At 61.6% G+C, this 25,649-nt stretch carries 24 protein-coding genes and 2 tRNA genes; 10 read left to right on the top strand and 16 right to left on the bottom strand.

Annotation, left to right across the window (positions count from 1 at the left end; translation table 11 throughout):
- Nucleotides 1–28: 28 nt before the first annotated feature.
- Together QEH68_RS00130 and QEH68_RS00125 are read right to left on the bottom strand one after the other, a co-directional pair.
- Nucleotides 29–670: an aminodeoxychorismate/anthranilate synthase component II gene (locus QEH68_RS00130; protein WP_280625274.1), complete on the bottom strand. Its 642-nt coding sequence runs from the start codon at nucleotides 668–670 to the stop codon at nucleotides 29–31.
- Nucleotides 671–840: 170 nt separating this feature from the next.
- Nucleotides 841–1,668, bottom strand: coding sequence for a class E sortase (locus QEH68_RS00125; RefSeq protein ID WP_280628061.1), 828 nt, complete (start codon nucleotides 1,666–1,668; stop codon nucleotides 841–843).
- Between the two features lie 157 nt (nucleotides 1,669–1,825).
- On the opposite strand from QEH68_RS00125, the gene QEH68_RS00120 reads away from it, so the two are divergent.
- From QEH68_RS00120 to QEH68_RS00090, 7 genes are all read left to right on the top strand, one after another.
- Nucleotides 1,826–2,080: a cell division protein CrgA gene (locus QEH68_RS00120; protein WP_089593065.1), complete on the top strand. Its 255-nt coding sequence runs from the start codon at nucleotides 1,826–1,828 to the stop codon at nucleotides 2,078–2,080.
- 45 nt (nucleotides 2,081–2,125) lie between these two features.
- Nucleotides 2,126–2,635 carry a methylated-DNA--[protein]-cysteine S-methyltransferase gene (locus QEH68_RS00115; RefSeq protein WP_280625269.1) on the top strand — a complete coding sequence of 170 codons (510 nt, stop codon included), beginning with the start codon at nucleotides 2,126–2,128 and terminating at the stop codon, nucleotides 2,633–2,635.
- On the top strand, nucleotides 2,635–3,165 hold the full coding sequence (locus QEH68_RS00110) for an RNA polymerase sigma factor (protein WP_280625267.1): 531 nt from the start codon (nucleotides 2,635–2,637) through the stop codon (nucleotides 3,163–3,165). The genes QEH68_RS00115 and QEH68_RS00110 overlap by 1 nt, the downstream gene beginning before the upstream one ends.
- Nucleotides 3,162–3,791: a methylated-DNA--[protein]-cysteine S-methyltransferase gene (locus tag QEH68_RS00105; protein ID WP_207595596.1), complete on the top strand. Its 630-nt coding sequence runs from the start codon at nucleotides 3,162–3,164 to the stop codon at nucleotides 3,789–3,791. Before QEH68_RS00110 ends, QEH68_RS00105 begins: the two co-directional genes overlap by 4 nt.
- On the top strand, nucleotides 3,788–4,504 hold the full coding sequence (locus tag QEH68_RS00100; protein WP_280625264.1) for an alpha-ketoglutarate-dependent dioxygenase AlkB: 717 nt from the start codon (nucleotides 3,788–3,790) through the stop codon (nucleotides 4,502–4,504). Before QEH68_RS00105 ends, QEH68_RS00100 begins: the two co-directional genes overlap by 4 nt.
- Before the next feature lie 94 nt (nucleotides 4,505–4,598).
- Nucleotides 4,599–5,198, top strand: a complete 600-nt coding sequence (locus tag QEH68_RS00095; RefSeq protein WP_280625262.1) for a DNA-3-methyladenine glycosylase I — start codon at nucleotides 4,599–4,601, stop codon at nucleotides 5,196–5,198.
- An 820-nt stretch (nucleotides 5,199–6,018) separates the two neighbouring features.
- Nucleotides 6,019–6,639, top strand: coding sequence for a GyrI-like domain-containing protein (locus QEH68_RS00090; protein ID WP_280625260.1), 621 nt, complete (start codon nucleotides 6,019–6,021; stop codon nucleotides 6,637–6,639).
- Between the two features lie 45 nt (nucleotides 6,640–6,684).
- Here the strand turns inward: QEH68_RS00090 and QEH68_RS00085 are convergent, their stop codons facing one another.
- Nucleotides 6,685–7,539 carry a rhomboid family intramembrane serine protease gene (locus QEH68_RS00085; protein WP_280625258.1) on the bottom strand — a complete coding sequence of 285 codons (855 nt, stop codon included), beginning with the start codon at nucleotides 7,537–7,539 and terminating at the stop codon, nucleotides 6,685–6,687.
- Between the two features lie 21 nt (nucleotides 7,540–7,560).
- On the bottom strand, nucleotides 7,561–8,103 hold the full coding sequence (locus QEH68_RS00080) for a peptidylprolyl isomerase (protein ID WP_090822161.1): 543 nt from the start codon (nucleotides 8,101–8,103) through the stop codon (nucleotides 7,561–7,563).
- A 153-nt stretch (nucleotides 8,104–8,256) separates the two neighbouring features.
- Between QEH68_RS00080 and QEH68_RS00075 the strand changes: the two genes are divergently transcribed.
- Together QEH68_RS00075 and QEH68_RS00070 are read left to right on the top strand one after the other, a co-directional pair.
- On the top strand, nucleotides 8,257–9,225 hold the full coding sequence (locus QEH68_RS00075; RefSeq protein WP_280625253.1) for a hypothetical protein: 969 nt from the start codon (nucleotides 8,257–8,259) through the stop codon (nucleotides 9,223–9,225).
- Between the two features lie 142 nt (nucleotides 9,226–9,367).
- Nucleotides 9,368–10,243, top strand: coding sequence for a glycosyltransferase family 2 protein (locus QEH68_RS00070; protein WP_207595590.1), 876 nt, complete (start codon nucleotides 9,368–9,370; stop codon nucleotides 10,241–10,243).
- Between the two features lie 38 nt (nucleotides 10,244–10,281).
- Here the strand turns inward: QEH68_RS00070 and QEH68_RS00065 are convergent, their stop codons facing one another.
- Nucleotides 10,282–11,190: a DMT family transporter gene (locus QEH68_RS00065; RefSeq protein WP_280625250.1), complete on the bottom strand. Its 909-nt coding sequence runs from the start codon at nucleotides 11,188–11,190 to the stop codon at nucleotides 10,282–10,284.
- 118 nt (nucleotides 11,191–11,308) lie between these two features.
- Between QEH68_RS00065 and QEH68_RS00060 the strand changes: the two genes are divergently transcribed.
- Nucleotides 11,309–13,291 carry a beta-N-acetylglucosaminidase domain-containing protein gene (locus QEH68_RS00060; protein ID WP_280625248.1) on the top strand — a complete coding sequence of 661 codons (1,983 nt, stop codon included), beginning with the start codon at nucleotides 11,309–11,311 and terminating at the stop codon, nucleotides 13,289–13,291.
- Nucleotides 13,292–13,499: 208 nt separating this feature from the next.
- Here the strand turns inward: QEH68_RS00060 and QEH68_RS00055 are convergent.
- The 11 genes from QEH68_RS00055 to dnaA form a co-directional block, all read right to left on the bottom strand.
- Nucleotides 13,500–13,575: transfer RNA gene (locus QEH68_RS00055), tRNA-Ala, on the bottom strand.
- Between the two features lie 70 nt (nucleotides 13,576–13,645).
- Nucleotides 13,646–13,765 carry a DLW-39 family protein gene (locus QEH68_RS00050; protein ID WP_232481486.1) on the bottom strand — a complete coding sequence of 40 codons (120 nt, stop codon included), beginning with the start codon at nucleotides 13,763–13,765 and terminating at the stop codon, nucleotides 13,646–13,648.
- 47 nt (nucleotides 13,766–13,812) lie between these two features.
- Nucleotides 13,813–13,886: transfer RNA gene (locus tag QEH68_RS00045), tRNA-Ile, on the bottom strand.
- Between the two features lie 113 nt (nucleotides 13,887–13,999).
- Nucleotides 14,000–14,701 (bottom strand): DUF3566 domain-containing protein, encoded by a 702-nt coding sequence (locus QEH68_RS00040; protein ID WP_207595587.1) that lies wholly within the window; start codon nucleotides 14,699–14,701, stop codon nucleotides 14,000–14,002.
- Complete coding sequence (gene gyrA, locus QEH68_RS00035) at nucleotides 14,698–17,367, bottom strand: DNA gyrase subunit A (RefSeq protein WP_207595586.1); 2,670 nt, start codon at nucleotides 17,365–17,367, stop codon at nucleotides 14,698–14,700. Before gyrA ends, QEH68_RS00040 begins: the two co-directional genes overlap by 4 nt.
- Before the next feature lie 63 nt (nucleotides 17,368–17,430).
- On the bottom strand, nucleotides 17,431–19,509 hold the full coding sequence (gene gyrB / locus QEH68_RS00030; protein WP_089593052.1) for a DNA topoisomerase (ATP-hydrolyzing) subunit B: 2,079 nt from the start codon (nucleotides 19,507–19,509) through the stop codon (nucleotides 17,431–17,433).
- Nucleotides 19,510–19,846: 337 nt separating this feature from the next.
- On the bottom strand, nucleotides 19,847–20,401 hold the full coding sequence (locus QEH68_RS00025) for a DciA family protein (protein ID WP_280625242.1): 555 nt from the start codon (nucleotides 20,399–20,401) through the stop codon (nucleotides 19,847–19,849).
- Nucleotides 20,388–21,581, bottom strand: coding sequence for a DNA replication/repair protein RecF (gene recF / locus QEH68_RS00020; RefSeq protein WP_280625239.1), 1,194 nt, complete (start codon nucleotides 21,579–21,581; stop codon nucleotides 20,388–20,390). The genes QEH68_RS00025 and recF overlap by 14 nt, the downstream gene beginning before the upstream one ends.
- Nucleotides 21,582–21,604: 23 nt before the next feature.
- Nucleotides 21,605–22,489: a phosphogluconate dehydrogenase (NAD(+)-dependent, decarboxylating) gene (gene gnd / locus QEH68_RS00015; RefSeq protein ID WP_089593049.1), complete on the bottom strand. Its 885-nt coding sequence runs from the start codon at nucleotides 22,487–22,489 to the stop codon at nucleotides 21,605–21,607.
- A 41-nt stretch (nucleotides 22,490–22,530) separates the two neighbouring features.
- On the bottom strand, nucleotides 22,531–23,655 hold the full coding sequence (gene dnaN / locus QEH68_RS00010) for a DNA polymerase III subunit beta (protein WP_089593048.1): 1,125 nt from the start codon (nucleotides 23,653–23,655) through the stop codon (nucleotides 22,531–22,533).
- Between the two features lie 575 nt (nucleotides 23,656–24,230).
- The gene (gene dnaA / locus QEH68_RS00005) at nucleotides 24,231–25,649 is read right to left on the bottom strand and encodes a chromosomal replication initiator protein DnaA (RefSeq protein ID WP_026541014.1); all 1,419 of its coding nucleotides are present in this window, start codon (nucleotides 25,647–25,649) and stop codon (nucleotides 24,231–24,233) included.

Here is a 25,649-nt window from a genome sequence, read left to right as displayed (position 1 = left end):
TCGCTGCCGACCGCCGCAGCCCCGCCACCTACTGCTTGATCAGCGGGCTCAGTTTGGCCGCGCGTTCGGCCGCTCCGGCCATCCCCAAGGACTCCAACCAGTTGCCGAGCATCTGGTACCCGCCTTCTGTGAGGACCGATTCCGGGTGGAACTGGACACCGCAAAGAGGTGCGGTCTTGTGCTGCAAGCCCATCACTACGCCGTTGGTGGTTTCGGCAGTGATCTCCAGGACATCCGGGATGGAATCGCGAACCGCAGCGAGTGAGTGGTAGCGCGTTGCCGTCACGGGCGAGGGGAGCCCGGCGAAAACGCTCTTGCCTTCATGACTGACGGGGGACGTCTTGCCGTGCATGAGTTCAGGGGCATGGGTCACCACCCCGCCGTACGCCTCGGCCAGGGCCTGGTGTCCCAGGCAGACGCCGAACATCGGTTTGCTGTTGTCGCCGCACCACTTGATGAGCTCGATGCAGACGCCGGCTTCGGCCGGGGTTCCGGGACCCGGCGAGACGAGGACGCCGTCCCGCGTTGCTGCGAGCTCAGTGGCCTCGGCGAGTGTCACGTCGTCGTTGCGGACCACGGTGGTCTCCGCGCCGAGCTCCTGGAGGTATCCCACCAAGGTGTAGACGAAGCTGTCGTAGTTATCTACTACAAGAATTTTTGTTGTGCTCATGGCTGCTGCACTAAACCAATCGTTGAGTCAGTCAAAGTGGTGAATTGGGAGAACCAGGGGAAGAGGAACTGGACCATCAGTACCAGGGCTGCTGCCACCAATACCAAACAGGTCAGGACCCGCACCCAGACGGGTCCCGGTAGATTACGGAAAATCCACGCGTACATCCGCTACCCCTTTCCTTGGGCCTGGGCTACTTGGGCGGCAATGTCCGACGGCGGTCCTGCTGAGGCCGGTTGCCAGCTTTCCATGACGGAGTAGGCGATGATGCGTTCCTGCGAACCGAAACGCGGGTTGCAACTGGTCATGGTAAGGATTCTCTCCTCAGGCGCGACGCCCGTCTGGGTAGGCACGGGCAGCAATACATCAGTGCGGTTGGGAAGCACGATCTGGTTGTTGCGGAAGACGTAGGTGTAGTACCCGTCAGCGGTCTGAACGTAGATCTTGTCCCCGGGAACCAGGGTGTGGATGCTGTCCAGGACCGCTCCGTGTGTCTGCCGATGGCCGGCCACCGCAAAGTTCCCGATTGCGCCGGGCATGCTGGTGCTTCCGTAGTGTCCCAAGCCCAGCGTGTCCAGAACGTCCGCGCCGGTTCCTTCGATGATGGGACGGGTGTAGTCGGCACCGAAACGCGGAATGTACATGATCCCGATCGTTTCCCCGTTGGCAGGGGCTGTTCCCACGACTGGATCCCCGTAGTCCGCCGGGGTCGCGGACTCTGAAGGAGTAACGGGCCCTGTGAGTTGCTGGGCGAAGTTCTGGATGGCTTCCGCCTGTTTGGCGTCTGCCTCAACGTTGGTCCACCACAGTTGCCAGCCCACAAACAGCAGCAGGACGACACCGGCCGTGATGAGGAGTTCACCCAGGATCTGGCTGAGTTTTCGGATGACGTCCGAAGCGCGGAGGCGCGTCCGGGGAGTTTCTTCCTGCCCGCGGCGCCCGGACGGCACGGCAGAAGTAGCCGTCGTCTGCTGATGCGCCACAGCGTCTCCTCGGATAGGGCGCGGGCGCGGCGGGCGGACCCCGAGTTGCGGCTAGACTTGACAGCTAGAACCAACCCGGAACGCCGCGTGGCCGTTAACCGCTGGAATTTTCCTTCCTGCAGGATATCAAGGCTGGCTGGAACGGGTACCAACGTACAGCCAAGGAGGATCCGTGCCCGAGTCCAAGCCCCGCAAGCGGCCTGCCCGTCAGGACCAGCAGGCTTCCGCAGCGCAGCAGTACAAGCCGAACCCGGTTTGGTACAAAGCCGTCATGTTCGGGCTCATGATCCTCGGCCTCCTCTGGATCATCACCTTTTACATCACCGAGGGACAATTCCCGGTCCGGGACTGGGCCTCATGGAACATCGTGGCCGGCTTCGGAATTGCCATTGTGGGCTTCCTGATGACCACGCGCTGGCGCTCCTAGGAAAGCCACACCTCACATTTCCGTGCCCGTAGACGTCTACAAGGTATGAGCATCCGGCACACCACCATGGATTCCCCGTTGGGGCAGTTGACGCTGACTGCCCGCGGGGAATTTTTGACGGGCATCTTCTACGAGGGCCACTGGCATATGCCTCCGCCCGACTACTTCGGGGTTCCTGTTGGGCTCGAGGATCCTGTGTTCACCCGGGTCCGGCACGAACTGGACGAATACCTGAGTGGCCACCGCACCGTTTTTGACGTAGCGCATGAGGCACGCGGGAACCCCTTCCAGGAAAAGGTATGGACACGCCTAAAAGACATTCCTTTCGGAGAGACCGTCAGTTACGGCGAGTTGGCGGCTGAGTTGGGCGATCCTCATCTGGCCCAGGCCGTGGGCTCCGCCGTCGGCCGGAATCCCATCAGCATCATCATTCCGTGCCACCGCGTGGTGGGACGCAAGGGCCAACTGACCGGGTATGCCGGTGGCCTCCGGAACAAACGCTTCCTTCTTGAACTGGAAGAACCGGCGGCTGTGAAAGAAGGAAAACTTTTCTGATGGGGCTTCGGCAAGCGATCGGCAAGAAACCCTTCGAATCGGTAGTGCACGAACAGGGGGCCACCGTCCTCCGGGTGTGCCGTGCGGTCCTGGGCGTGCACGACGCCGACGACGCCTGGTCAGATACCTTCCTCGCTGCCCTCCAGGCCTATCCTGACCTCCCGCACGACGCCAACGTGCAGGCCTGGCTGGTCACCATAGCGCACCGAAAATGCATCGATCACCTGCGCGCCGGCAACCGTCGGGCCGTCCCGGTGGATTCCCCGCCCGAGCATGCGTCGCACCTTGGTATTCCCGGTGGGGACCACATCGAGTTACTGGACGCGGTGGCCCATCTTCCACCCAAACAACGGCAGGCCGTGGCGTATCACTACCTGGCTGGACTTCCCTATAAGGACGTAGCCGCACTTCTGGGAGGTACTCCTGAGGCTGCACGACGCGCAGGGACGGACGGCGTCAAAGCCCTCCGCAGCGTGCTGGTTGACCGTCCGGCGCTGACACATTCACTTTCGAAGGGAGAAATCCGATGACCCTTGAATCAAGCCCCGACCACGCGGACGTGTTGTCGCTCCTAGAACCCCTCGACGCCGGCCTGGAACCCGCCCTTACGAGCCTGCGCGCCCGGCTTGCCCGCGATGCCCAACTGACCCACACCCTGGACGTGGCTTACAGAGTGGTGGATTCCCCTGTGGGGAAACTCCTCTTGGCTGCCACCGACCGGGGAATCGTGCGGGTGGCCTTTGAGGTGGAAAACCACACCGAAGTCCTGCAGCGTTTGTCCGACACCATCAGCCCCCGCATTCTTCAGGCACCGGCACGGTTGGACAGTGCTGCGCGGCAACTCGAGGAGTATTTTGGCGGCACCCGGACAGAGTTCGATCTCACCGTGGACTTCCGACTGTCCCGCGGGTTCCGGCTGAATGTGCTGCAGCACCTGCCCAGGATTGCCTATGGTCGGACCGAAAGCTACGCGGACGTTGCTTTGGCTGCGGGCAGCCCCAATGCGGTCCGGGCTGTTGGAACTGCCTGTGCCACCAACCCGATTCCCGTCATCATCCCCTGCCATCGTGTAGTGAAGTCGGATGGCAGCTTCGGCGGCTACCTCGGGGGACCGGAGGCAAAACGCGCGCTGCTGACTTTGGAGGCAGCAGCGTGAGCGATGACGCCTTGTTTCCGTTGGAGCTGGTGCAGCCTGAAACGCACGACGCCGGACCCCGGCTGATTGCCCCGGGTGCGGTCCATATCCCCGGCTGGCTCAACGCCGAGCAGCAGCGGTGGATTGTGGGGCGCTTTGTCGAATGGACCCAGGGTCCGGTGCCTTTGCGGGCTGCAACACTTCCGGGCGGCCGCCGGATGTCGGTCCGTACCGTGTGCCTTGGGTGGCATTGGCAACCGTACAAGTACACGCGGGAAGCCACCGACGTCAACGGCCGTCCCGTGCTCGATTTCCCGGACTGGATGGTTCGTTTGGGACGGAAGGCTGTAGCGGACGCCTACGCGTCCGGAGCCGACCCGGAAGGGTCAGTGACCGATCTTGCCTCGAACTACACGCCCGACGCCGCACTGGTGAACTTCTACGACGACGGCGCAGCCATGGGTATGCATCAGGACAAAGACGAACGCTCGGGGGCACCCGTAGTTTCCCTCAGCATCGGCGAGGCCTGCCTCTTCCGCTTCGGCAATACCAAGACCCGAACCAAGCCGTATACGGATGTGAAACTCCACTCCGGAGACCTGTTTGTCTTCGGTGGGCCATCCAGGTTTGCCTATCACGGCATTCCCAAAGTCTTTCCCGGAACTGCTCCCGCGGACTGCGGCCTGTCGCACGGACGGATCAACATCACCATGAGGGTAACTGGAATGTCTTGAGGCGATGAATGTCAGGGCCACCCGGCAGAATATCCCCAGACGCCACAACAACTGGCCGCGGGTTCCAGGAGCCCCCGGCAGCGGAGGAGCATGAATGAGCCCGGACAACGGCACAGTCGTCGGTGAGGACGGCCTTGCCCGCCCCCTGTGGGCTGCATCGGACCCGCTCATGCAGGCTTACTACGATCACGAGTGGGGAATGCCTGTCCGCGATGAGCAAGGCATGTACGAACGCATCAGTCTGGAGGCCTTCCAAGCGGGCCTGTCATGGGCCACCATTCTCCGGAAACGGGAAGCATTCCGGACTGCGTTCCTGGACTTCCACCCGGACAGCGTTGCCGCCTTCACAGATGAGGACGTCGAACGGGTGATGCTGGATGCCGGGATTGTCCGCAACCGCCTCAAGATCCGTGCAGCCATCACCAATGCCAAGGCCACTATTGCCCTGCGCGAAGAGGGCGGGCTGGTGGACTTTGTATGGTCTTTCCAGCCACCCACCACCCCGGCTCCCCGTACCTATGCGGACATTCCCACAACATCTCCTGAGTCAGTCGCACTCTCCAAAGCACTCCGGAAGAAGGGCTTCGCCTTCGTTGGGCCCACCACCATGTATGCCCTCATGGAAGCAATCGGCATCATTGACACCCATCTGATGGACAGCCATCGCCGTGGGTCGTCGGGAGTATGGGCCTGATCCATCGGCTCAGCGTGGGTGTGATTCCCGTGCGGCAACCCCCGCAACCCCCAGCCCTTGTCCACAGAAGTGCGCAACTTTATCCACAGGCGTGGATAAACTCTGTGGACATCCATGGAAATCGGCCATGGATCGCTGGGCTGGCGCCAATTTTGGCCACATTCCCGGGTAAGAACAGTTTTACCCACTGTGTACTGGGCTGTGGATAGTGCCCCAAGTTTCACCGAATGTTCAACATCGTAGGATTGCCGGCTTTGCCCTGGGATGCTTTGGGGGGCACATCGGCGGCACATCGGCTCCGGCCTTCCACAGCCACACTGCCCCGTTGATCACACGGCCGGCAGCAGGGGCCCAAAAAGTTACCCACTTAATAACAGCCACCTACGCACAAGTTATCCACAGGTGGGGAAAACTTGTGGGTTTCTCAGTGGAAATCCCCACGATGACGGGGCTCAGAGCCCTTGGAATGCCCTGAACTACACGAGTGTAAGTTATTAACAATGTTGATAAGCCTGTTGATACACGCAGCTGTGCGACGTAATTAACAGGGTTGTCCACATTGGGCCCATAATCACTCTGTTTGTCCACAGATCCGGGGCCAACGGGGACAAAGTTATCCACAGGTGTGGAGAAATTCATGCCTTTCGGGGGATATCTACCGATCTCACGGCCCCAACGACCGGAAGCGGGTCTAACTACACGCATGTAAGTTACACACAGTGTGGATAACGGTTGTGGATAACATCGCGGACACCCGCCACTGCCGCTGGGCGTAACGGAGTAAACCGACGCGGTGTGGGCTTGGGCGTACCGTGGTGGCATGAAGAGCGACTTCAAGAAACTGATCCCCAGCTACAGCGCCAAGCACGGCGAGTTCTCGGTAGTAACAGTTCCACCGCTGCAGTTCCTGATGATCGACGGCCACGGAGACCCCAACAGCGCCCAGGCCTACAAGGACGCTCTGACCACCCTGTATCCGGTGGCCTACAAGCTGAAGTTCTTCAGTAAGAACGAGCTGGACAAGGATTACGGTGTGATGCCCCTGGAGGCCCTCTGGTGGGCCGATGACATGGAGTCCTTCACCAGCGCCAGGGACAAGTCACAGTGGGACTGGACGTTGATGAACCTGGTTCCGGATTGGATCACGCATGAGCATTTTGATGCAGCACGCGAAGTGGTGGCCAAAAAGGGGGAGGCCCCGGCCTTGGATGAACTCCGATTGGGGCCGTTGGAGGAAGGCATGAGCGTGCAGACGCTCCACATTGGGTCCTACGATGATGAGGCACCCGTGCTTGAGGAGATGCACAACAGTTTCATTCCCGGTCAATCACTGGTTATGACCGGCAAGCACCATGAAATCTATCTTGGCGATCCGCGCCGCACCGCACCGGAGAAACTCAGGACCATCCTGCGGCAGCCGGTGATGCCGGTTGCAGGCTGACGAAGGCCAAGCCAGCGGCGGACGGGGAAACCAGCTGACGAGCGGCTATCCGGCAGTGACGCGGAACCACGTGACCACGGCCAACAGGCCAGCCACCAGGATCAGCCCGCCGGCCTGCAGCAGGGCTTGGTTCTTGCCCTTTGGTGCGTAGGCGATAACGGCAGCAGCCAGGCCACCCGTGATCAAGCCACCCAGGTGCGCTTGCCACGCGATGCTGGGAACGAAGAAACCGATGGCTCCATTGATGGCGATCAGGACCCAGAGTTGTTTGGTTTCACCGCCACGGTGGCGTTGCACCACCAGCATGGCTCCGAAGAGGCCGAAGATGGCCCCGGAAGCACCCACAACGGCAACGGGCGGAAACATCGGGGTCAGGGCCAGGTAGCCTACCGATCCGCCGACGGCAGAGATCAGGTACAGAGCGAGGAACCGGATACGCCCGAGCAAAGGCTCAAGGGCTTGTCCGAAGATCCACAGCGTGTACATGTTCAGCACGATATGAAGCAGGAAACCCTGCGAATGCAGGAAGGCCGCGGTGAGCATGCGCCACGGTTGGCTGTCGGCGAAGATATTCGCGAAGGCAAAATTCTGGAAGACCGCATCCCGGGGCACGATCCACTGAAGGACAAAGATCAACAGGCACAAGCCAATGATCACGTACGTCACCAAGGGCTTGCCCACAGCCAGGGCGCCGCCGTACGGCGACCGGTAGACCGGCGTCGTACGTTTTTGTTCGTTGACGCAGTCAACGCATTGGAACCCGACGGCGGCCGCCCGCTGGCACTCGGGGCACGCAGGGCGCCCGCAGCGCTGGCACCGCACATAGGAGGGCCTGTCCGGGTGCCTCGGGCACACCGGAATATCAGCGGACGGCTCTGCCGACGGGATTCCGTAACTCATGAGCTCAGGTTCAGGGTCTGACTAGAGCTGTTCGATGTCGATGCTGTTGATGACGACGTCCTCAACGGGGCGGTCGCCCATGCCGGTGCGGACGGCCTCAATGGCATCCACAACCTTGCGGGATTCCTCGTCCGTGACCTCGCCGAAGATGCTGTGCTTGCCGAAGAGCCAGTCGGTGTTCACGGTGGTGATGAAGAACTGTGACCCGTTGGTGCCCTTGCCCATCTGGATACCAGCGTTGGCCATGGCCAGCTTGTAGGGAGCGTTGAAGGTCAGTTCAGGGTGGATTTCGTCGTCGAACTGGTAGCCCGGTCCGCCAACGCCGCGGCCCAGGGGATCTCCGCCCTGGATCATGAAGTCCTTGATGATGCGGTGGAAGATGGTGCCGTCGTACAGCGGCGTCCCGGTCTTGTCTTCGCCCGTTTCAGGGTGGTTCCAGGACTTTTCGCCCGTGGCCAAGCCAATGAAGTTGGCGACCGTCTTGGGCGCGTGGTTGCCGAAGAGGTCAACCTTGATGTCGCCGAGGGTCGTGTGGATCGTTGCTTTTGCGGTTGCGATGGTCATGGCCCCATTCTTCCATGCAGGGTCAACGCCGTTGCAGTTGTAAAGCCGGTTCCGCGCTCGGTGAAATCCGGGACGAATCGGGCAGATGAATAGCCGGTGTTCCACAAGCGACGTAGGCTAGCAACAAACGAGCATGTGTATCGGGAGGTAGTTGTGAAGAAATCAGACCGTATTGCCCGCGACCTCGAACAATCCGTTGTGGCAGGTGTGGACAACGCCCGCGACTGGGCAGCACCCCGCGTGGAAGCCGCCGTCAACTGGGCTGTTCCGCGTATCCAGCACGGCATTGATACCGCTTCCCCCAAGATCCAAGAGGGGCTGAAGTCCGCTGCGCACAACCTTGCCGACGGCGTTGCTGTTGTTACGCCGCGGATTCAGGATGGATTGGCGCACCTTGCGCCGAAGATCCATGACGTAGTGGAGGACGCAACGCCCAGGATCCAGGAGACGCTCAACAAGGCCACTCCGGCTCTCGGCCACGCGCGGGACAAAGTGGTGGATGAGTACCTGCCCAAGCTGTCCGAGCAATTGGGCCAGGCTTCGGTAGCCGTGCACCACGCGTTGGAGAACGCGCCGGCCCAGGTTGACGCCGTAGCGCAGAAGCTGGTTGATTCCGGCGTTGTGCACAGCGTCCAGGAGCAGGCGCAGGCCACAGGCAAGCAGATCAAGGCAGTGACCGATCAGGCCACCAAGGCCGTTTCCACCGCTTTGGTGAAGGAACAGCCAAAGCCTAAGAAGCGCGGCTGGCTGATCGTGACTGTTATCGCCGCGGCCGCTGCCGCCGGCGTTGCCGCATGGAAAGCTTCCAAGCCGGTGGAGGATCCGTGGAAGACACCTTCCCCGGTTACTCCGACGCCCGCTCCGGTTCCAGCTGCCCCGGCTTCGGCTGATGCCTCAGCATCAGCAACGGCTGCCGCAGTGACTGAATCCGGCACCAAGGACATCACGCCGGAGGAAGCCGCAGCAGAGGCAGAGCAGGCCACCGAGGATGCTTTCAAGAACGTTGAAGACTCCTCTGCGAAGGTGGCAACCGACGCCAAGACTGCCGTCAAGAACATCGCGGCCAGCTTGCACAAGGACACTGAGGGCTCGGACTCCGACGCCAAGGGTGTACAGAACTAAGCACTGACAAGTGGTCCCTGTCAGGGGCCGGCACGTCATCTACTGAAGGGATCCCGGCCGTCGCCGGGATCCCTTCAGTGTTTGCCGGCTTGTAACCCAAGGCTCCGTCCGACGCACTGCCTCGAGTGTTAGATTTGGAGTGATGTCAGCCGATAGACCCTCTGCGGGTGCCCTTCAGGATGGTCCGGTGCCCCCGGGCGTGTCCATCGTCATCCCGGCGTATAACGAGGAAAGCGTCATTCGCCAGTGCCTCATCGCGGCCATCTACCAGTCCGTTCCTGCTGACGAAATCATTGTGGTGGACAACCTTTCCACGGACCGCACAGCCAGGATCGTGCGCCAGATGCAGCAGGAATACCCGGAAAGCCCCATCATTCTCCTGCGCCAGGAAGCCTTCCAGGGCCTGATCCCCACCCGCAATCATGGCCTGAACAGCGCCACGGGCGAGGTAGTGGGACGCATCGATGCAGATTCCGTCCTGGAACCGGACTGGGTTGAACAAGTCCAAAAGGCGTTCACAGACCCGTCGATCGCTGCGGCCACGGGTCCTGTGGTCTATTACGACATGCCCATGCGCCGCTTCGGCCTCAAGGCGGACGACAAAATGCGCCAGCTCATGTTGCGCTTGGCCAAGCACCAATACCATTTCCTCTTTGGCTCCAACATGGCCCTTCGCCGCACCGCCTGGGAGACCATCCGCGACGAAGCGTGCCTGGATCCCAAGGACGAAATGCACGAGGACATTGATCTGTCACTGCACCTCTTCGAGCACGACCTCAAAGTGCAGTACGTGCCGCAGATGGTGTCCGGGATGTCTGCCCGCCGGCTGGAGGATTCACCCCGCGATTACCGCTACTACGTGCAGCGCTTCGACCGGACGTACAAGGCCCACAACGTCAAAAAGATGGCCCTGAAAGCACCCATGGTGGTGTTCTTCTCGGTGTACTTCCCGGCCAAGATCCTCCGGGCCATCCACACGGCCAACGCCGCACAGGGCGCCCGCCGCGGTGGTGTCTAGGCGCGCAGCGCCGATGACAAGCGCCCGACGGCGGATCCTCAGTCCGTGCCCAGCTCAGCTTCGCGTCGATCTCCTGCCGTGCGTCCCCGCCGCTGCCCGGCAACAACCACGGCCAGGCCAACCAGGATCAGTGCCAAGCCCGCGTAGGTCCCGGCAGGCAGGGTCTCAGACAGGAAGACTGCAGCCAGGATGGCAGCGCCCGGAATCTCCAGCAGGATGATCATGGACACCAGCAGCGGACTCATCGTGGCCAGCAAGTGGTTGAACGCCGTGTGCCCTACCAGCTGCGCGCAAACCGTGATGGCAATAATGCCAAGCCAGCCTCCGGCGTCGAACCCTGTCAATGGCTGGGAGCTGAACAGTGCCAGCACCGCCACGATCGCTGCGCACATGCCGTAGCAGAGCGTGGTGTAGGTACCCGTTCCCATGGATTGGCGGGCCTTCCCGCCCGCAAGTGTATAGAGACCCGCCAGAGCGCCGCCGGCAATCGCCAACAAGTCTCCGAGCAGGGCCTCCGGCGAGGAACCCATATCGAACCCGGTAATGGCCACCACGCCGCCGAAAGCGATCCCCAGGCCCACCAGCACCGGCCAGCGATGCCGTGTGCCCCGGAACAACTGGAAGACCGCGATCCACGCGGATTGCAGGCACACCAAGGCAGTGGCGGCCGCCACCGAGGTCAGTTCAAGGGCGGTGATGAAGCAAGCGAAGTGGAACGCCAGTGCAACGGCGGCAACAGTGGACCAACCGAATTCCCGACGGGTGATCCTGCCGAATGCTCTCGGCTCGCGGATGGCCACCGGAGCTGCCATCACCACCGCACCGATCGCATTCCGCCAGAAAGCGATAGCCAGTGCCGTCACTGAGGTGGCTCCGAGGGTGCCCGCAATGAGCGGACCGGAGGAGGCAACACCCAGAACACCCAGGGCGGCAATGAGAAAGGTCACGGATCAACACTAGTGGGGTGGGGGAGCGTTCCAGCCCCTATCTGATGCTCCAACAGTGTGGTTGTCTTGACTCAGCATTCCCGTCAGCCGGTGACGGCATACCCAAGGGGTTATCTGATTGAGCGAAGCACCCGTCAAGCGTCGGCGGTCAGTCCTGCTGCTGGTGGCGGCCGGAGTGCTCACAGCCGCCCTGATTATCGCTGGATGGGCCGCTGTTTCACGTGAACATCCTGACGGAACCCAGGGAAACGGGGCAGGTGTTCCGAGCATCTTCCCGGTACCGCAGCATGCCCGGACCGCAACCGGCGACCCTGTTCCGTTGACCGGTCATGTGTACGTGGTGGCACCCGCCGGAACCGATCAGGCCTCCACCGCCGCCGTGCAGGACCTCGTGACCGGTGCTGGAGGCACGGCTGAAGTCGTGACGCAGCTTTCCAACCCCCGCGACGGATCATCTGCCATCCACCTTGGCACCGGGTCCGCCATGGGTCCGGCACTCAAGGCTTTGAGCGTGGACGGCGACTCCTCCCTTCGTGATGCCCTTGGACGCGCCGAAGGCTATGCGATTGCTACCGGACAGCCTGACGGGGTTCCGACGGCGGTCCTCGCCGGACGTGATAACGACGGCGTCTTCCACGCCGTGCAGACCCTCCGGCAGTTGCTCAAGGCCGGCTCTGTGGCCCCGGTCCTGGTCAGTGACTGGCCGCTGATGCAAACCCGCGGCGTTATTGAGGGCTTCTATGGCACGCCGTGGTCCCACCAGGCCCGTCTGGATGTCATTGAATTTGCGGGCAGTCAGAAGATGAACACCTACATCTACTCGCCCAAGGACGATCCGTTGCTGCGCGACAAGTGGCGCGAGCTGTACACCGACCAGGAGCTCGAGGAGCTGAAGGAACTGATCGACGCTGCTGCCGCCAATCACGTCCGCTTCAGCTATGCCCTTTCGCCAGGGATCGACATTTGTTATTCGCGCGAGGCCGACCTTGAGGACGCAGTGGCGAAGCTTGAATCCCTGTATGCGCTGGGAGTGCGTTCGTACGTGATTCCCTTGGACGACATCGCCACAAAAGTGCAATGCGCGGAAGACCTCCGGGAATTCGGCGCTGGGCAAGCAAACCTGGCGAAGGCACAGGCGTCCTTCCTTAACGACGTGAATGAAAAGTTCATCTCGGCCAAGGACGGGGTCCTCCCGTTGGAAACGGTCCCCACCTTCTATAACGGCTCACCGAGCACTCCGTACAAGCGCGAACTCGGTCAGGCGCTAAACCCCGGAATTGTGGTGCAGTGGACGGGTGAAGAAGTCGTCTCCCACCGGATTACCCGGAAGTCAGCTGAGACAGCGGGCCAGACCTACGGGACACCCGGCGCCTCCCGCAGCATAGTCATCTGGGATAACTATCCGGTCAACGACTTCTCCCAGGACCATCTCTTCCTGGCACCCGTCATCGGCAGGGACGCAGATCTGCACCGGTCCATCCAGGGCATCGTCACCAACCCAATGATCCAGCCCTATCTCTCCCTGCCCGCCATCTTCAACTACGCTGACCTCTCCTGGAACGGCCCCGCCTATGACGCCTCCCATTCCATGAATGCCGCGTTGGCCTTGCTCGCCGGGCCCGATCCTGAGGTCCAAGCTGCCGTACGGGCCTTCGTGGACCTGAATCAGGATTGGCAGGACGACGAACTCACCCCTTCCGCTCCAGAGTTGCGGCACGATATTGACCAGTTCTGGGCGGAGTACGACGCCGGGAGACAACTCTCGGGGGCGTTGAAGGACCGCGCTGGGTTGCTTCAGCGGCTTCCCGGGCTCCTGCCACGGATGGCGGAGCCCGGTTTCGCACAGGACGGCTCTACGTGGGTTGCAGCGGCTGCTGAGTACGGACGAGGCGTGGAGGAGGCCATCACCATGCTGGAGGCGGACAAGCGAGGCGATACAGAGGCCACAACCGCAGCACGGCTCAAAGTGCAGGGTGCCCTGAAGACCGCTGGGGCCAAGACACAGCCCACCCTGGAGCTGGGTGTGGTGACTCCCGTCTTGGGGAACAGCGAGCTGGCAGCGTTCCTTGAGCGAGCCTTGCAGCAGGTTCCGGCTGGCTGAGTTCCCCCTTGGTGCCGCGGGCATTCGTTGATGACACGCACATTCGTTGGTGCCGCCCGGAAATGCGTGGCAATGGTGGAAGCGCGCGGCGTGGGCGCGGCGTGGGCGCGGCGTGGGCGCGGCAAGGTGGCACCGGCCTTGTTGGGTGGTGGCGGGGTTACGGAGTTAAAGCAAAAGTCCCGGTCATTTCTGACCGGGACTTTTCTTATGGTGGAGGCACGGGGACTCGAACCCCGAACCCCCTGCTTGCAAAGCAGGTGCGCTACCAATTGCGCCATGCCCCCATAAGAAGCAACCCGTCAATCATACCCCATGTCCAGGCTGGTATTTACCAGCTCAGACCGGGCTCCTCGGCTAGTCCACCGTGTCGGTTGACTTGCTCCAGACATCCTTCCGGGCTTCGGATTCCTGCGCCTTTTTATAGACCAGGAGACCTGCGACTGCCGCTGCTACAACTACCAGCAACTTCTTCACAAGCACCTCATTCCGGTTCAGTTTTACCTGAACCTCTTTCGGTTCCGTGGGCGTACCAGGACTTGAACCTGGGACCTCTTCGTTATCAGCGAAGCGCTCTAACCGCCTGAGCTATACGCCCCGATGCCTCATCGGGCCGAGATATGACTGTACAGCACATCCCGGCCCGATCTCAAATCGAGGCATTTCCGTGCGGAAATTCTGCCAATTTCGGCGTATTTCCGCGGATTTTTATTAGTCGTCGGTCAAAGTGACGCCGACGCCACCAACCAACGTTGCGGAAATGTTATACAGCACTGCGGAAAGCATGGAGAGTGCGGTCAGCAGGACCACGTTCACCACGGCAATGATGGTGGCGAAGGATGCCACCTGGCCGAGGGACGCAATCTTCTTCAGTTCAAAACCGCTTCCTTCGGATCCTGCCAGGGTCCCCAGGAGGCTATCGACCTGGTTGAAGATCCCTGTGAGATCCAACACAGTCCACAGCACGATGGCAGCCACCACTGTGACGATGCCCAACGCAACGGACAAGAGGAACGCCATCTTCAGGACAGACCAAGGATCCACCTTGCTGACCAGCAAACGAGCGCGGCGGACCTTGGCCTTGGGAGCAGGCTTCACCAAGCCGGGGGCACCCTGGGCAGGGCGCTGACCTGACTGGGCAGGGCGCTGTCCGGGCTGTGCCGGGCGTTGTCCCGGAGCGCCTGCAGGACGCTGGGTTGCCTGGGCCGGCCGTTGTCCGGGAGCCCCGGAGGGCCGCTGCGCGGAGTTGGTGCCAGTTGCTGGGCGTGCGCCGGCGGCGCCAGTTCCAGCAGCCCCGGTTCCTGGACGCTGTTGGGGCCGCGCAGGCGTTCCTGCTTGGGCGCTGCCCGAGGGCTGCCGGAGTCCGCCGGGGACACCTGTGCTCGGCTTGGGATATGAGTCGGAATTACTCACTCGTTACCTCCGGTGTTGTCTTCGTTCAGCTCCGCGCCCGTTTCGGTTTCCGGGTCTGCGTCGTTTTCCGTTTCGGCCGTCACGGTCGCCTCAGGGGCGCCGTCGTTTGCAGCCAACGTTACGTCATCGTCGAGTCCGTCTTCTGACTCTTCGACTTCCAAGCCGCGTTCGCTGTTGCGCGCAACCTCAATAATGCGGTCATTCTTGTCCGGTTTGGCGAAGATGACACCCATGGTGTCACGGCCCTTGGCCGGCACGCCGGTGACAGCCGAGCGGACCACCTTGCCGCCCTCCATGACCACCAGGACTTCGTCCTCTTCCTGCACGATCAAGGCACCCACAAGGTCACCGCGGTCTTCGGCAAGCTTGGCAACCTTGATGCCCAGGCCGCCACGGCCCTGCAAGCGGTATTCGTCCACGGCGGTCCGCTTGGCGTAGCCGCCCTCGGTCACGATGAAGACGAAGGAACCGTCCTGGACGACGTCTGCAGCAAGCAATTCGTCGTCTTCACGGAACTTCATACCGGTCACACCGGACGTAGCGCGGCCCATGGGACGCAGTGCGTCATCGGTGGCCGTGAACCGGATGGACTGGCCCTTGCGCGACACCAGGAGGAGGTCGTCGGTCTCGCTGACCAGCTGGGCGGAGACCAGCTCGTCCTCGTCGCGCAGGTTGATGGCGATGACGCCGGCCGTGCGGTTGGTGTCGTAGTCTTCGAGCCTCGTCTTCTTAACCAGGCCGTTCTTGGTGGCGAGCACCAAGTAGGGGGCCTGCTGGTAGTCCCGGAGGTCCAGGACCTGGGCGATGTGCTCATCAGGCTGGAAAGCCAGCAGGTTGGCCACGTGCTGGCCCTTGGCGTCACGTCCAGCTTCTGCGAGCTCGTAGGCCTTGGCACGGTAGACGCGGCCCAGGTTGGTGAAGAACAGCAGCCAGTGGTGGGTGGTGGTGACGAAGAAGTGTTCCACGACGTCGTCGCCACGCAGTTGTGCACCCTTGATGCCCTTGCCACCGCGCTGCTGGGAACGGTAGTTGTCGCTGCGGGTGCGCTTGACGTAGCCGCCGCGCGTAATGGTGACAACCATTTCCTCTTCGGGGATCAAGTCCTCCATGGACATGTCGCCGTCGAAGCCCATCAGGATGTGCGTGCGGCGGTCATCGCCATGCTTGGCCACGATCTCCGCGAGTTCTTCGCTGATGATCTGGCGCTGCCGCTCCTCCGAAGCGAGGATCGAGTTGTATTCCTCGATCATCGACTCGAGCTCGGAGTGGCGGTCCTGGATCTTCTGTCGTTCCAGGGCGGCCAGTCGCCGGAGCTGCATGTCCAGGATGGCACGCGCCTGGAGTTCGTCGATCTCGAGGAGCTCCATGAGGCCTTCACGGGCAGCCTCTGTGGTGTTGGACGCGCGGATGAGGGCAATGACCTCATCCAGCATGTCCAGTGCCTTGAGGAGCGCGCGCAGGATGTGCGCTTCTTCCTCGGCCTTGCGCAGGCGGTAACGGGTGCGGCGTGCAATGACGTCCATCTGGTGCGCAACCCAGTGACGGATGAAGGCGTCAAGGCTCAAGGTGCGCGGAACGCCGTCGACAATTGCCAGCATGTTCGCCGAGAAGTTGTCCTGCAACTGCGTGTGCTTGTAAAGGTTGTTCAGGACCACCTTGGCCACCGCATCGCGCTTGAGCACGATCACCAGGCGCTGGCCGGTACGGCCGGAGGTTTCATCGCGGAGGTCCGCAATGCCTGAAATCTTGCCGTCCTTGACCAGTTCGGCAATCTTGATGGCCAGGTTGTCCGGGTTGGCCTGGTACGGCAGCTCGGTCACCACCAGGCAGGTACGGCCCTGGAGTTCCTCGACGTTGACCACGGCGCGCATCGTGATGGAGCCGCGGCCGGTACGGTAGGCGTCTTCGATGCCCTTGTGGCCCAGGATGGTGGCACCCGTGGGGAAGTCGGGGCCCTTGATGCGCAGCAACAGAGCCTCAAGAAGCTCTTCCCGCGTGGCCGTGGGGTTCTCGAGAGCCCACTGCACGCCGTCGGCAACCTCTCGCAGGTTGTGCGGCGGAATGTTGGTGGCCATGCCGACGGCGATGCCGGAAGAGCCGTTGACCAGCAAGTTGGGGAAGCGCGCCGGCAGGATGGTGGGTTCCTGGTTCTTGCCGTCGTAGTTGTCCTGGAAGTCGACGGTTTCCTCGTCAATGTCCCGGACCATTTCCATGGCCAGCTGTGCCATCTTGGTTTCGGTGTACCGCGGTGCAGCAGCGCCATCGTTGCCCGGTGAACCGAAGTTGCCCTGGCCAAGTGCCAGCGGGTACCGCATGGTCCAGTCCTGGATCAGGCGCACCAAGGCATCGTAGATCGCCATGTCACCGTGCGGGTGATAGGTACCCATGACGTCGCCAACCACGCGGGCGCACTTGTTGAACGAGCGGTCGGGGCGGTAACCGCCGTCGAACATTGCGTACAGAACGCGGCGGTGCACCGGCTTCAGGCCATCGCGGACGTCCGGGAGGGCGCGGCCGACGATAACGGCCATGGCGTAGTCGAGGTAGGACCGCTGCATCTCTGTCTGCAGGTCCACCTGCTCCACGCGGTCTGTCAGCACATCGCCCTCAAGAACTACGTCGTCGGCAGTGGATTCCGCCGGGACTTCGGGAGTTTCGTCACTCATAATCTAAGGTTTCCGTTTCAGGTATATGTCAGTTCGAGAATATTAAGGTGCCCTTGTGGAGCCCTAGATATCGAGGAACCTGACGTCCTTGGCGTTCTGCTGGATGAAGTTACGGCGCGATTCAACGTCCTCGCCCATCAGGACGGAGAAGGTCTGGTCGGCAGCCAGGGCATCATCCATGGTGACCTGCAGCAGCGTGCGGCGATCCGGATCCATGGTGGTGTCCCACAGCTCGGTGTAGTCCATTTCGCCGAGACCCTTGTAGCGCTGGATGCCGTTGTCCTTGGGGAGCCTCTTGTTCATGGAAGCACCCTTGCGGATGGTCTCATCACGTTCGCGGTCACTGTAAACGTAGTCGTGAGCTGCGTTGGACCACTTGATCCTGTACAGCGGCGGCTGAGCCAGGTAAACATAGCCGTTTTCGATCAGCGGGCGCATGTAGCGGAACAACAGCGTCATCAGAAGGGTGGTGATGTGCTGGCCATCAACGTCAGCATCGGCCATCAAGACAATCTTGTGATAGCGCAGCTTGGAAATATCGAAGTCTTCGCCAATGCCCGTTCCGAAGGCGGTGATCATGGACTGGACTTCGGCGTTGCCGAGGGCCTTGTCCAAGCGGGCACGCTCGACATTCAGGATCTTGCCGCGCAATGGCAGGATGGCCTGGGTTTCCGGGTTGCGGCCGCGCTTGGCGGAACCACCTGCGGAGTCACCCTCCACCAGGTACACCTCGCAACGTGAAGGATCCTTGGAGGAGCAGTCGGAAAGCTTTCCGGGCATGCCGAACGATTCCAGCGGGCTCTTCCGACGGGCGTTATCACGGGCTTTGCGTGCTGCCATGCGTGCCTGGGCAGCCGAGATAGCCTTGCGGATCACGTCGCGGGCGGGGCCGGGGTTGCGTTCAAGCCAGTCACCCAGCTGATCCGTGACGACCCGCTGGACAAAGCCCTTGACCTCGGAGTTGCCCAGCTTGGTCTTGGTCTGGCCTTCGAACTGTGGTTCGGAAAGCTTGACGGAAATAACGGCAGTCAGGCCTTCACGGATGTCATCACCCGTGAGGTTGTCTTCCTTCTCCTTGATGATGCTCTTTTCCCGCGCGTACCGGTTGATGAGCGACGTCATCGCGGCGCGGAAACCCTCTTCGTGCGTTCCGCCCTCATGGGTATTGATGGTGTTCGCGTAGGTGTGGACGCTCTCGGAATACGCGGTGGTCCACTGCATGGCTACCTCGACGGCGATATGCCGTTCGGTGTCCTCGGTTTCGAAAGCGATGACGTCCTCGTGGACAATCTCGACCTTCTTGTTCGAGTTCAAGTGCTTGACGTAGTCCAGCAGGCCGTCCGGGTACTGGTACACCACAGTGCGGTGCTCGGCGGCGACTTCGCCTTCGGTGGCAACGGCGTCGAGATCCAGATCATCATCGCCGTCACGGGACACCGGACGCTCATCGGTCAGCGTGATGCGCAGGCCCTTGTTGAGGAAGGCCATCTGCTGGAAACGGGCCCGGAGTGTTTCAAAATCGAACTCGGTGGACTCGAAGATGGTGCCATCCGGGTAAAACGTCTGGGACGTTCCGGTAACGTCAGTGGCCTCACCCTTGACGAGTTCGCCTTGAGGCTTGCCGCCGTCAGCGAAGGTCATGCGCCATACGTGGCCCTGGCGGCGGACTTCCGTGTCCACACGGCGGGACAAAGCGTTCACCACGGAGATACCCACACCATGGAGGCCGCCGGAAACAGCGTAGCCGCCGCCTCCGAACTTACCGCCGGCGTGAAGGATTGTCATGACCACTTCAACTGTCGGCTTGCCTTCGGTCGGGTGAATGTCCACGGGGATACCACGGCCGTCATCTACGACACGAACGCCGCCGTCGGCGCGTAGGGTGATCTCGATGTGGCTGCAATACCCGGCCAGTGCCTCGTCAACAGAGTTGTCCACCACTTCATAGACCAGGTGGTGCAGGCCGCGGGGACCAGTGGATCCGATATACATACCGGGGCGTTTGCGCACCGCTTCGAGGCCCTCCAGCACGGTGATGTCGCTGGCACCGTACTCCCTGGGCGCCTCTGCGGGCGTATCAGGCTTGGGAACAGTCTCCTCTTCGGGCTCTACTGCCAAGGTCTCTGCATTGTCGTTAGCCACAGGCGCTTTCGACTCCTCTGTACTCGATGTCGGCCGTTCCCGGTGGTGTCCGCGGCGAACCGCAGCCGTCAACGGGCACGTGACTGATTGCGCCGATTACTCCGACGAAAAGGGTCCCCATGCCACAAGAGTGGATCCAGGACCCCGACGACGTTTCACCGGCGCTCAGTGATCTACGCCAATTCTATCGTGGAAACCCGCGAATCCTTGCAAATACGGGGGCAGCCGAGAGCTGAATATGGCCATAGGAGGCCGCTGGCCCTATCTGCAATGGCCCTACGGTGGTCCCGATGGGGGCCTATACGACTCCGGGGCGTTGAATCGCCCTGCACGCCGTTTAGCCGTAAGTATCGCGCGGGCCGCGACCATTGACGCTGCGCCCGCCTTTACGCCAACTTGGAGCCGAAGGACCCAGGACCTGGATGCTGGTCACCACTCCTTCACCCAGTTCATTGCGGAACATCTCCAGGAGGCTCGTGCTGAGCAAGCGGAGCTGCGTCGCCCACGCCGTGGAATCGCAGCGAACGTGGAGCGTAGTGTCAGTGAAACTCTCCGGCGTGCAGTGGGCGGAAATATCCGCCCCAACAAGTGTCTCCCACTCCGCCATCACGGATCCAACAGCCACAGGGGACGTCCATCCGCGCTCAGCCACCAAGCGGCCCACCACATTGCCGAGGCCCAAAGGATCCCGGCCGCTGCCGTGGAATTTCGCAAAACCCCTGGTATCCCGGATTCCCTTGCGTTGGGGGGCAGACCCTGGCCGGGGCGCGCGCTGCCGTACTTCGCCGCGTGCAGCCGCGGCCTCGCGCATACGGTTCAACGCCGCCTGGGCAGCATCAATCTCATCCGGATCGCGACCGGGTTGAAGACCGTCGCGGCTATCCTTCGCCATCGATGCCTCCCGGAACAACGGTTACGCGCCGTCCGGCCAGCTCCTCGGGGATATCGGCATCGACGGCGGCAGTCACCAGCACTTGCTCGGCACCGGCCACTATTGCAGCTAGTTTACGCCGCCGCTGGACGTCAAGCTCAGCGAAAACATCGTCCAGAATGAGGATCGGAGCGGTTCCACCCGTACGGGCGTCATCCAACATCACGTAGTAGGAAGCAAGGCGCAGGGACAAGCACATGGACCAGGTTTCACCATGGGACGCATAACCCTTGGCTGGAGCCTGGCCCAACACCAGTTCCAGTTCATCGCGGTGCGGACCCACCAGGGAGATGCCACGTTCCAGTTCCTTTTTCCGCGATGCTGCGAAAGCCTGGATGTAGCGTTCGGTGAGTTCTTCCACGGACAGCAGCCGGAGGTCGTCAACCGACGCCGAAGGTTCCGTACCGTGGTCGGCTGGACCGCCGTCGTCGTCCAGGACGCCCTGGATGGTTGAGCGGTAGACCGCCCCCGCCTCTTTGGATCCATCGGTAAGCTGCGCATAGGCGCTGTTCAGGTGGGGCCGCAAACGTTCCACCAGTTCCAGACGGGCGTGGAGCAGTTCGGCGCCGGCCCGGGCCATATGCTGGTCCCAAACATCCAGGGTTGCCTCATGACCCGCCGAGAATTTTCCCGCCCGGGCGGATTTCAGCAGGGCGTTGCGCTGCTTCAGGACGCGGTCATAGTCGCTTCGCGTGGCAGCATGCCGTGGCACGAGGCTGACCAGCAGCTCATCCAGGAAACGGCGGCGATTCGAGGGATCGCCCTTGACCAGAGCCAAGTCCTCCGGCGCAAACAACACCGTATGGCAGATCCCCAGAATGTCCCTGGCCCGCACCGGGTTTCCGCGGTTGATACGGCCCCGGTTGGCCCGCCCGGCGTTGATTTCCAGTTCGAGAACCGTGGATTGTTCCCCGCGGACCAGCTTGGCGCGGATCATGGCGCGTTCCGCACCGAAACGGAGCAAAGGCGCGTCCGTGCTGACGCGGTGGGAGCTCAGCGTCGCCAAATATCCAATGGCTTCCATCAGGTTGGTCTTGCCGATTCCATTGGATCCCACAAGGACAGTCACGCCAGGGCCAAGTTTCAGGTCAACCTGGGCATAGCTGCGGAAATCAGTCAGTGAAAGATGTTCGAGGTACACGCCGTTTGCAGGACTCCTGCGGCCTAGTTGGCCGGACGGGTGGCGTGTCCGCCGAACTGGTGACGCAGGGCAGAAACCATCTTCATGGCCGGTGAATTGTCCTCGCGGGAAGCAAACCTCGCGAAAAGCGCCGCAGTAATGGCCGGTGCCGGCACTGCATTGGCGATCGCTTCCTCCACGGTCCAGCGGCCCTCGCCGGAATCCTCGACGTAATCGTCAATCGACGCCAGGCCTGGATCTTCGTCCAGCGCCTTGACCATGAGGTCCAGGAGCCAGGAGCGGACCACCGTTCCCTTTTGCCAAGCCCGGAAAGTACCAGGGAGGTCCTTCACGATGTCCTTGGCTGCCAGCAGTTCGTAGCCTTCGGCATAGGCCTGCATGAGGCCATATTCGATCCCGTTGTGGACCATTTTTGCGTAGTGGCCGGCGCCAACGCCGCCGACGTGGACAAAGCTGTCGGCACGTTCGCCTTCAGGACGCAAGGCGTCGAACACCGGCATGGCGAGTTCGATGTCTTCATCGGCGCCGCCTGCCATCAGCCCGTAACCGTTCTCGAGGCCCCACACACCTCCGGAAACACCACAATCGGCAAAACGGATGCCCTTTTCGGCAAGGGCCGCAGCGTGCTTTTGGTCTTCGGTGAAACGTGAGTTGCCGCCGTCGATCACCAAGTCACCTGGGCTGAGCTTCTCACCCAGTTCGGTCACCACTGCATCGGTGATCGCGCCTGAAGGCACCATGACCCACACCAGACGCGGGCTGGGAAGTGCTGCGATGAGTTCATCCACGGAAGCAACATCAGTGACGTCGGGGTTGCGGTCGAAACCAGTGACCTCGATGCCGCCGTTCCGCATGCGCTGGCGCATGTTGAAACCCATTTTGCCGAGGCCGATCAGACCGATGTGCACAGTGTGAACTCTTTTCTGCGAAGGTGGCGGGTACGTTCCGGTTAGTTGGGAAGGCGAACCGGCATCACGAGGTAGCGGTAGTCGTCCTGGTCGTCGCCATCCGCCTCTGCCTGGGCCGTGATCATAGCCGGCTTGGGGGCGGTGGTGAAGGAGAAGCGAACGTACTTGGTCTCGATAACGCTCAGACCTTCAACGAGGTAATGCGGGTTGAAGGCCACGGTGATGTCTTCGCCGGAAAGCTGTGCCTCGAGCTCCTCGGAAGCCTGGGCGTCCTCGCCGGTACCGGCGTCGAGGTTCAGGAGTCCTTGGGTGAAGGCGAGTCGGACCGGAGTGTTCCGCTCGGCTACCAGGGAAACACGCCGAACGGCTTCAACCAGTTCCTGGGTCTGAACCGTGGCGTGGATGGGTGTGGAATCCGGGAACAGCGAACGGATCTTGGGGTAGTCGCCATCCACCAGGAGTGACGTTGTGGTGCGTCCACCGCTTTCGAAGCCAATGAGCCGGCTGTCGTCGTCTGCAAGGGCGAGATTGATGTCGCCACTGCCGCCGAGGGTCTTGGCTACCTCGTTCAGGGTCTTGGATTTGACCAAGGCGCTGGTGGAAATCCCGGGAGTAACAGGCTTCCAAGGGACTTCGCGCATGGCGAGGCGGTAACGGTCGGTGGCAAGGAGCGTGATGAGGTCGTCCTCGATCTCCATGCGCACGCCGGTCAGGATCGGGAGGGTGTCGTCCTTGCTGGCCGCAATAATCACCTGGGAAACAGCCTGGGCGAAAGCATCGCCGGGCAACGTGCCGCTGATGGTGGGAAGTGCCGGGAGTGCCGGGTACTCAGCCTCGGGCATGGTTGCGAGATGGAAGCTGCTTCGACGGCAAGTGAGAGTCACTTTGCTGCCATCGGTTTCGACTTCCACGGGAGCTGACGGAAGGCTGCGGCAGATATCGGCCAGCAAGCGTCCCGAGACCAAAATGGTGCCCTCAACAGCAATATCTGCCGGAATTTCCAGGCGCGCCGAAGTCTCGTAGTCAAAGCTCGAGAGGCTGACCGTTCCTGCCTCAGCTTTGAGGAGGAGGCCGGAGAGCACGGGTACTGGCGGCCGCGGAGACAACGACCGCGCGGTCCACGTAACGGCTTCTGCCAGGACGTCGCGGTCGACTCTGAACTTCACGGAGGGGTGCCGCCTTTCATTGCTGCTGCCAAGTAGTAGCTGCGGATTCCTGCGTGGAAGCCGCTAAATCTCTGCATTCCGGCACCGGAACCTGCATGGTCCGCACTCAGCGAACTACAAACAGACCCAAGGATGGGAGCGCTGCTGACAGCTTAGCCGGAAGATCCGCGATTAACCCATCCCCGTCGGGCCGGACCCTTCGTATGTGGACAGCCGCAGGCGGCCTTTGGGGTCCGTCTGTGGTCCGCCCCTGGCAGGGCGGGACGGTGGCAGAACGAGATTGTTATTTGAGGGATTTCAATTTTTTGGGATTCGTAGTGTTAATAACTGCTGTGGAAACTGTGGATAACCCGATCCTGCCGCGTCGTTCAGCGGTTAAGCCCTGTTCACTCATTGTGCGTTAACTGGGTTTTAAACAGGGTGTGGATGGGGACAACTCCCAAGCCGGTTTTTAACGATCCACAGGCGGCTTAAGGGTTTTAAGCCCATTAACCGAGCTTGTCCCCTTAAGTATCCACAGGCTTATCCACATGCACCTGTTAATAAGGTATGTAGTAGCGGCCGCGGTGTGGATTTCAGGAGTCGCGCTGCTGCTGTTTGATGCGGTTGGTGAGCTCAGTGACCTGGTTGTAGATCACACGACGTTCCGCCATCAGTTCGCGGATCTTGCGATCAGCGTGGATGACGGTGGTGTGGTCACGGCCGCCGAGCTCCTGCCCGATCTTCGGCAGGGACATGTCCGTCAGTTCACGGCACAGGTACATGGCGATTTGGCGGGCGGTCACCAACGTACGGGTGCGGGACTTGCTGCAGAGCTCTTCCATGCTGAGCTTGAAGTAGTCCGCCGTTTGGTCCAGGATCTGCTTCGCCGTGATCTCCTGGGCGCCGTCGTCAGTGATCAGGTCCTTGAGCACCATCTCAGCCAGGGCTACATCCACCGGTTGGCGGTTGAGGCTGGCGAACGCCGTGACGCGGATCAAAGCCCCCTCGAGTTCCCGGATGTTGCTGGAGATCTTCGAGGCGATGTACTCCAGGGCGTCGTCCGGTGCCGACAAGCCTTCGCTGAGGCCCTTCTTGCGGAGGATGGCAATGCGGGTTTCGAGTTCCGGCGGCTGGATGTCGGTCAGCAGGCCCCACTCGAAGCGGGACGTCATGCGGTCCTCGAAGCCGGCGAGCATCTTTGGCGGCTGGTCCGAGGTGATGACAACCTGCTTGTTGGCATTGTGCAGGGCGTTGAACGTGTGGAAGAACTCCTCCTGCGTCCGGTCCTTGCCCGCCAGGAACTGGATGTCATCGATCAACAGCACATCCACGTTCCGGTACGTGGTCTTGAAGCTGGTGCCTTCGTCGTCCCGGATGGAGTTGATGAAGTCGTTGGTGAATTCCTCGGAGTTCACGTAGCGGACCCGGATGCCGCTGTAGAGCCGGCGGGCGTAATGGCCAATGGCGTGCAGCAGGTGGGTCTTGCCCAAGCCAGAGTCGCCGTAGATGAACAGCGGGTTGTACGCCTTGGCCGGCGCTTCGGCGACGGCGACGGCGGCCGCGTGCGCAAAGCGGTTCGAGGAACCGATCACGAAAGTATCGAAGATGTACTTCGGGTTCAGGCGGCCGAACTCATGCGAGGTACTGGGCGGAGTGGGCTGGGGCTTCGGCTCGGCGAAGTCGGATACGGCGGAAAGCTCGACGACGGGTTCCGGCTCTGCATGGACCGGCACCAGATCGGTGTCGACGTCGATGGCGCAGCGGATGTCGTCAGAGAAAACGCTGCGAAGGGCATCGTCCAGGGCATCTTTGACCTGGGTCTGCAGGACTTCGCGGGTGAGTTCGTTGGGAACGGCCACCAAGAGTGTGGAACCTATGAGGCCCTGTGCCTGGGCGAGGATGACGAAACCGCGCTGACGGGGTGATACCCGGTCGTCCTGTTCCATGAGGCTCAGCACCCTGCGCCAGGAACTTCCGACAGTGTTGGCGTGGTTGGCTTCGTCTACTGTCAT

The organism is Paenarthrobacter sp. OM7 (genome assembly GCF_029873575.1).
Classification (GTDB): domain Bacteria; phylum Actinomycetota; class Actinomycetes; order Actinomycetales; family Micrococcaceae; genus Arthrobacter.
This window is presented reverse-complemented; position numbering and strand designations above follow the sequence as displayed.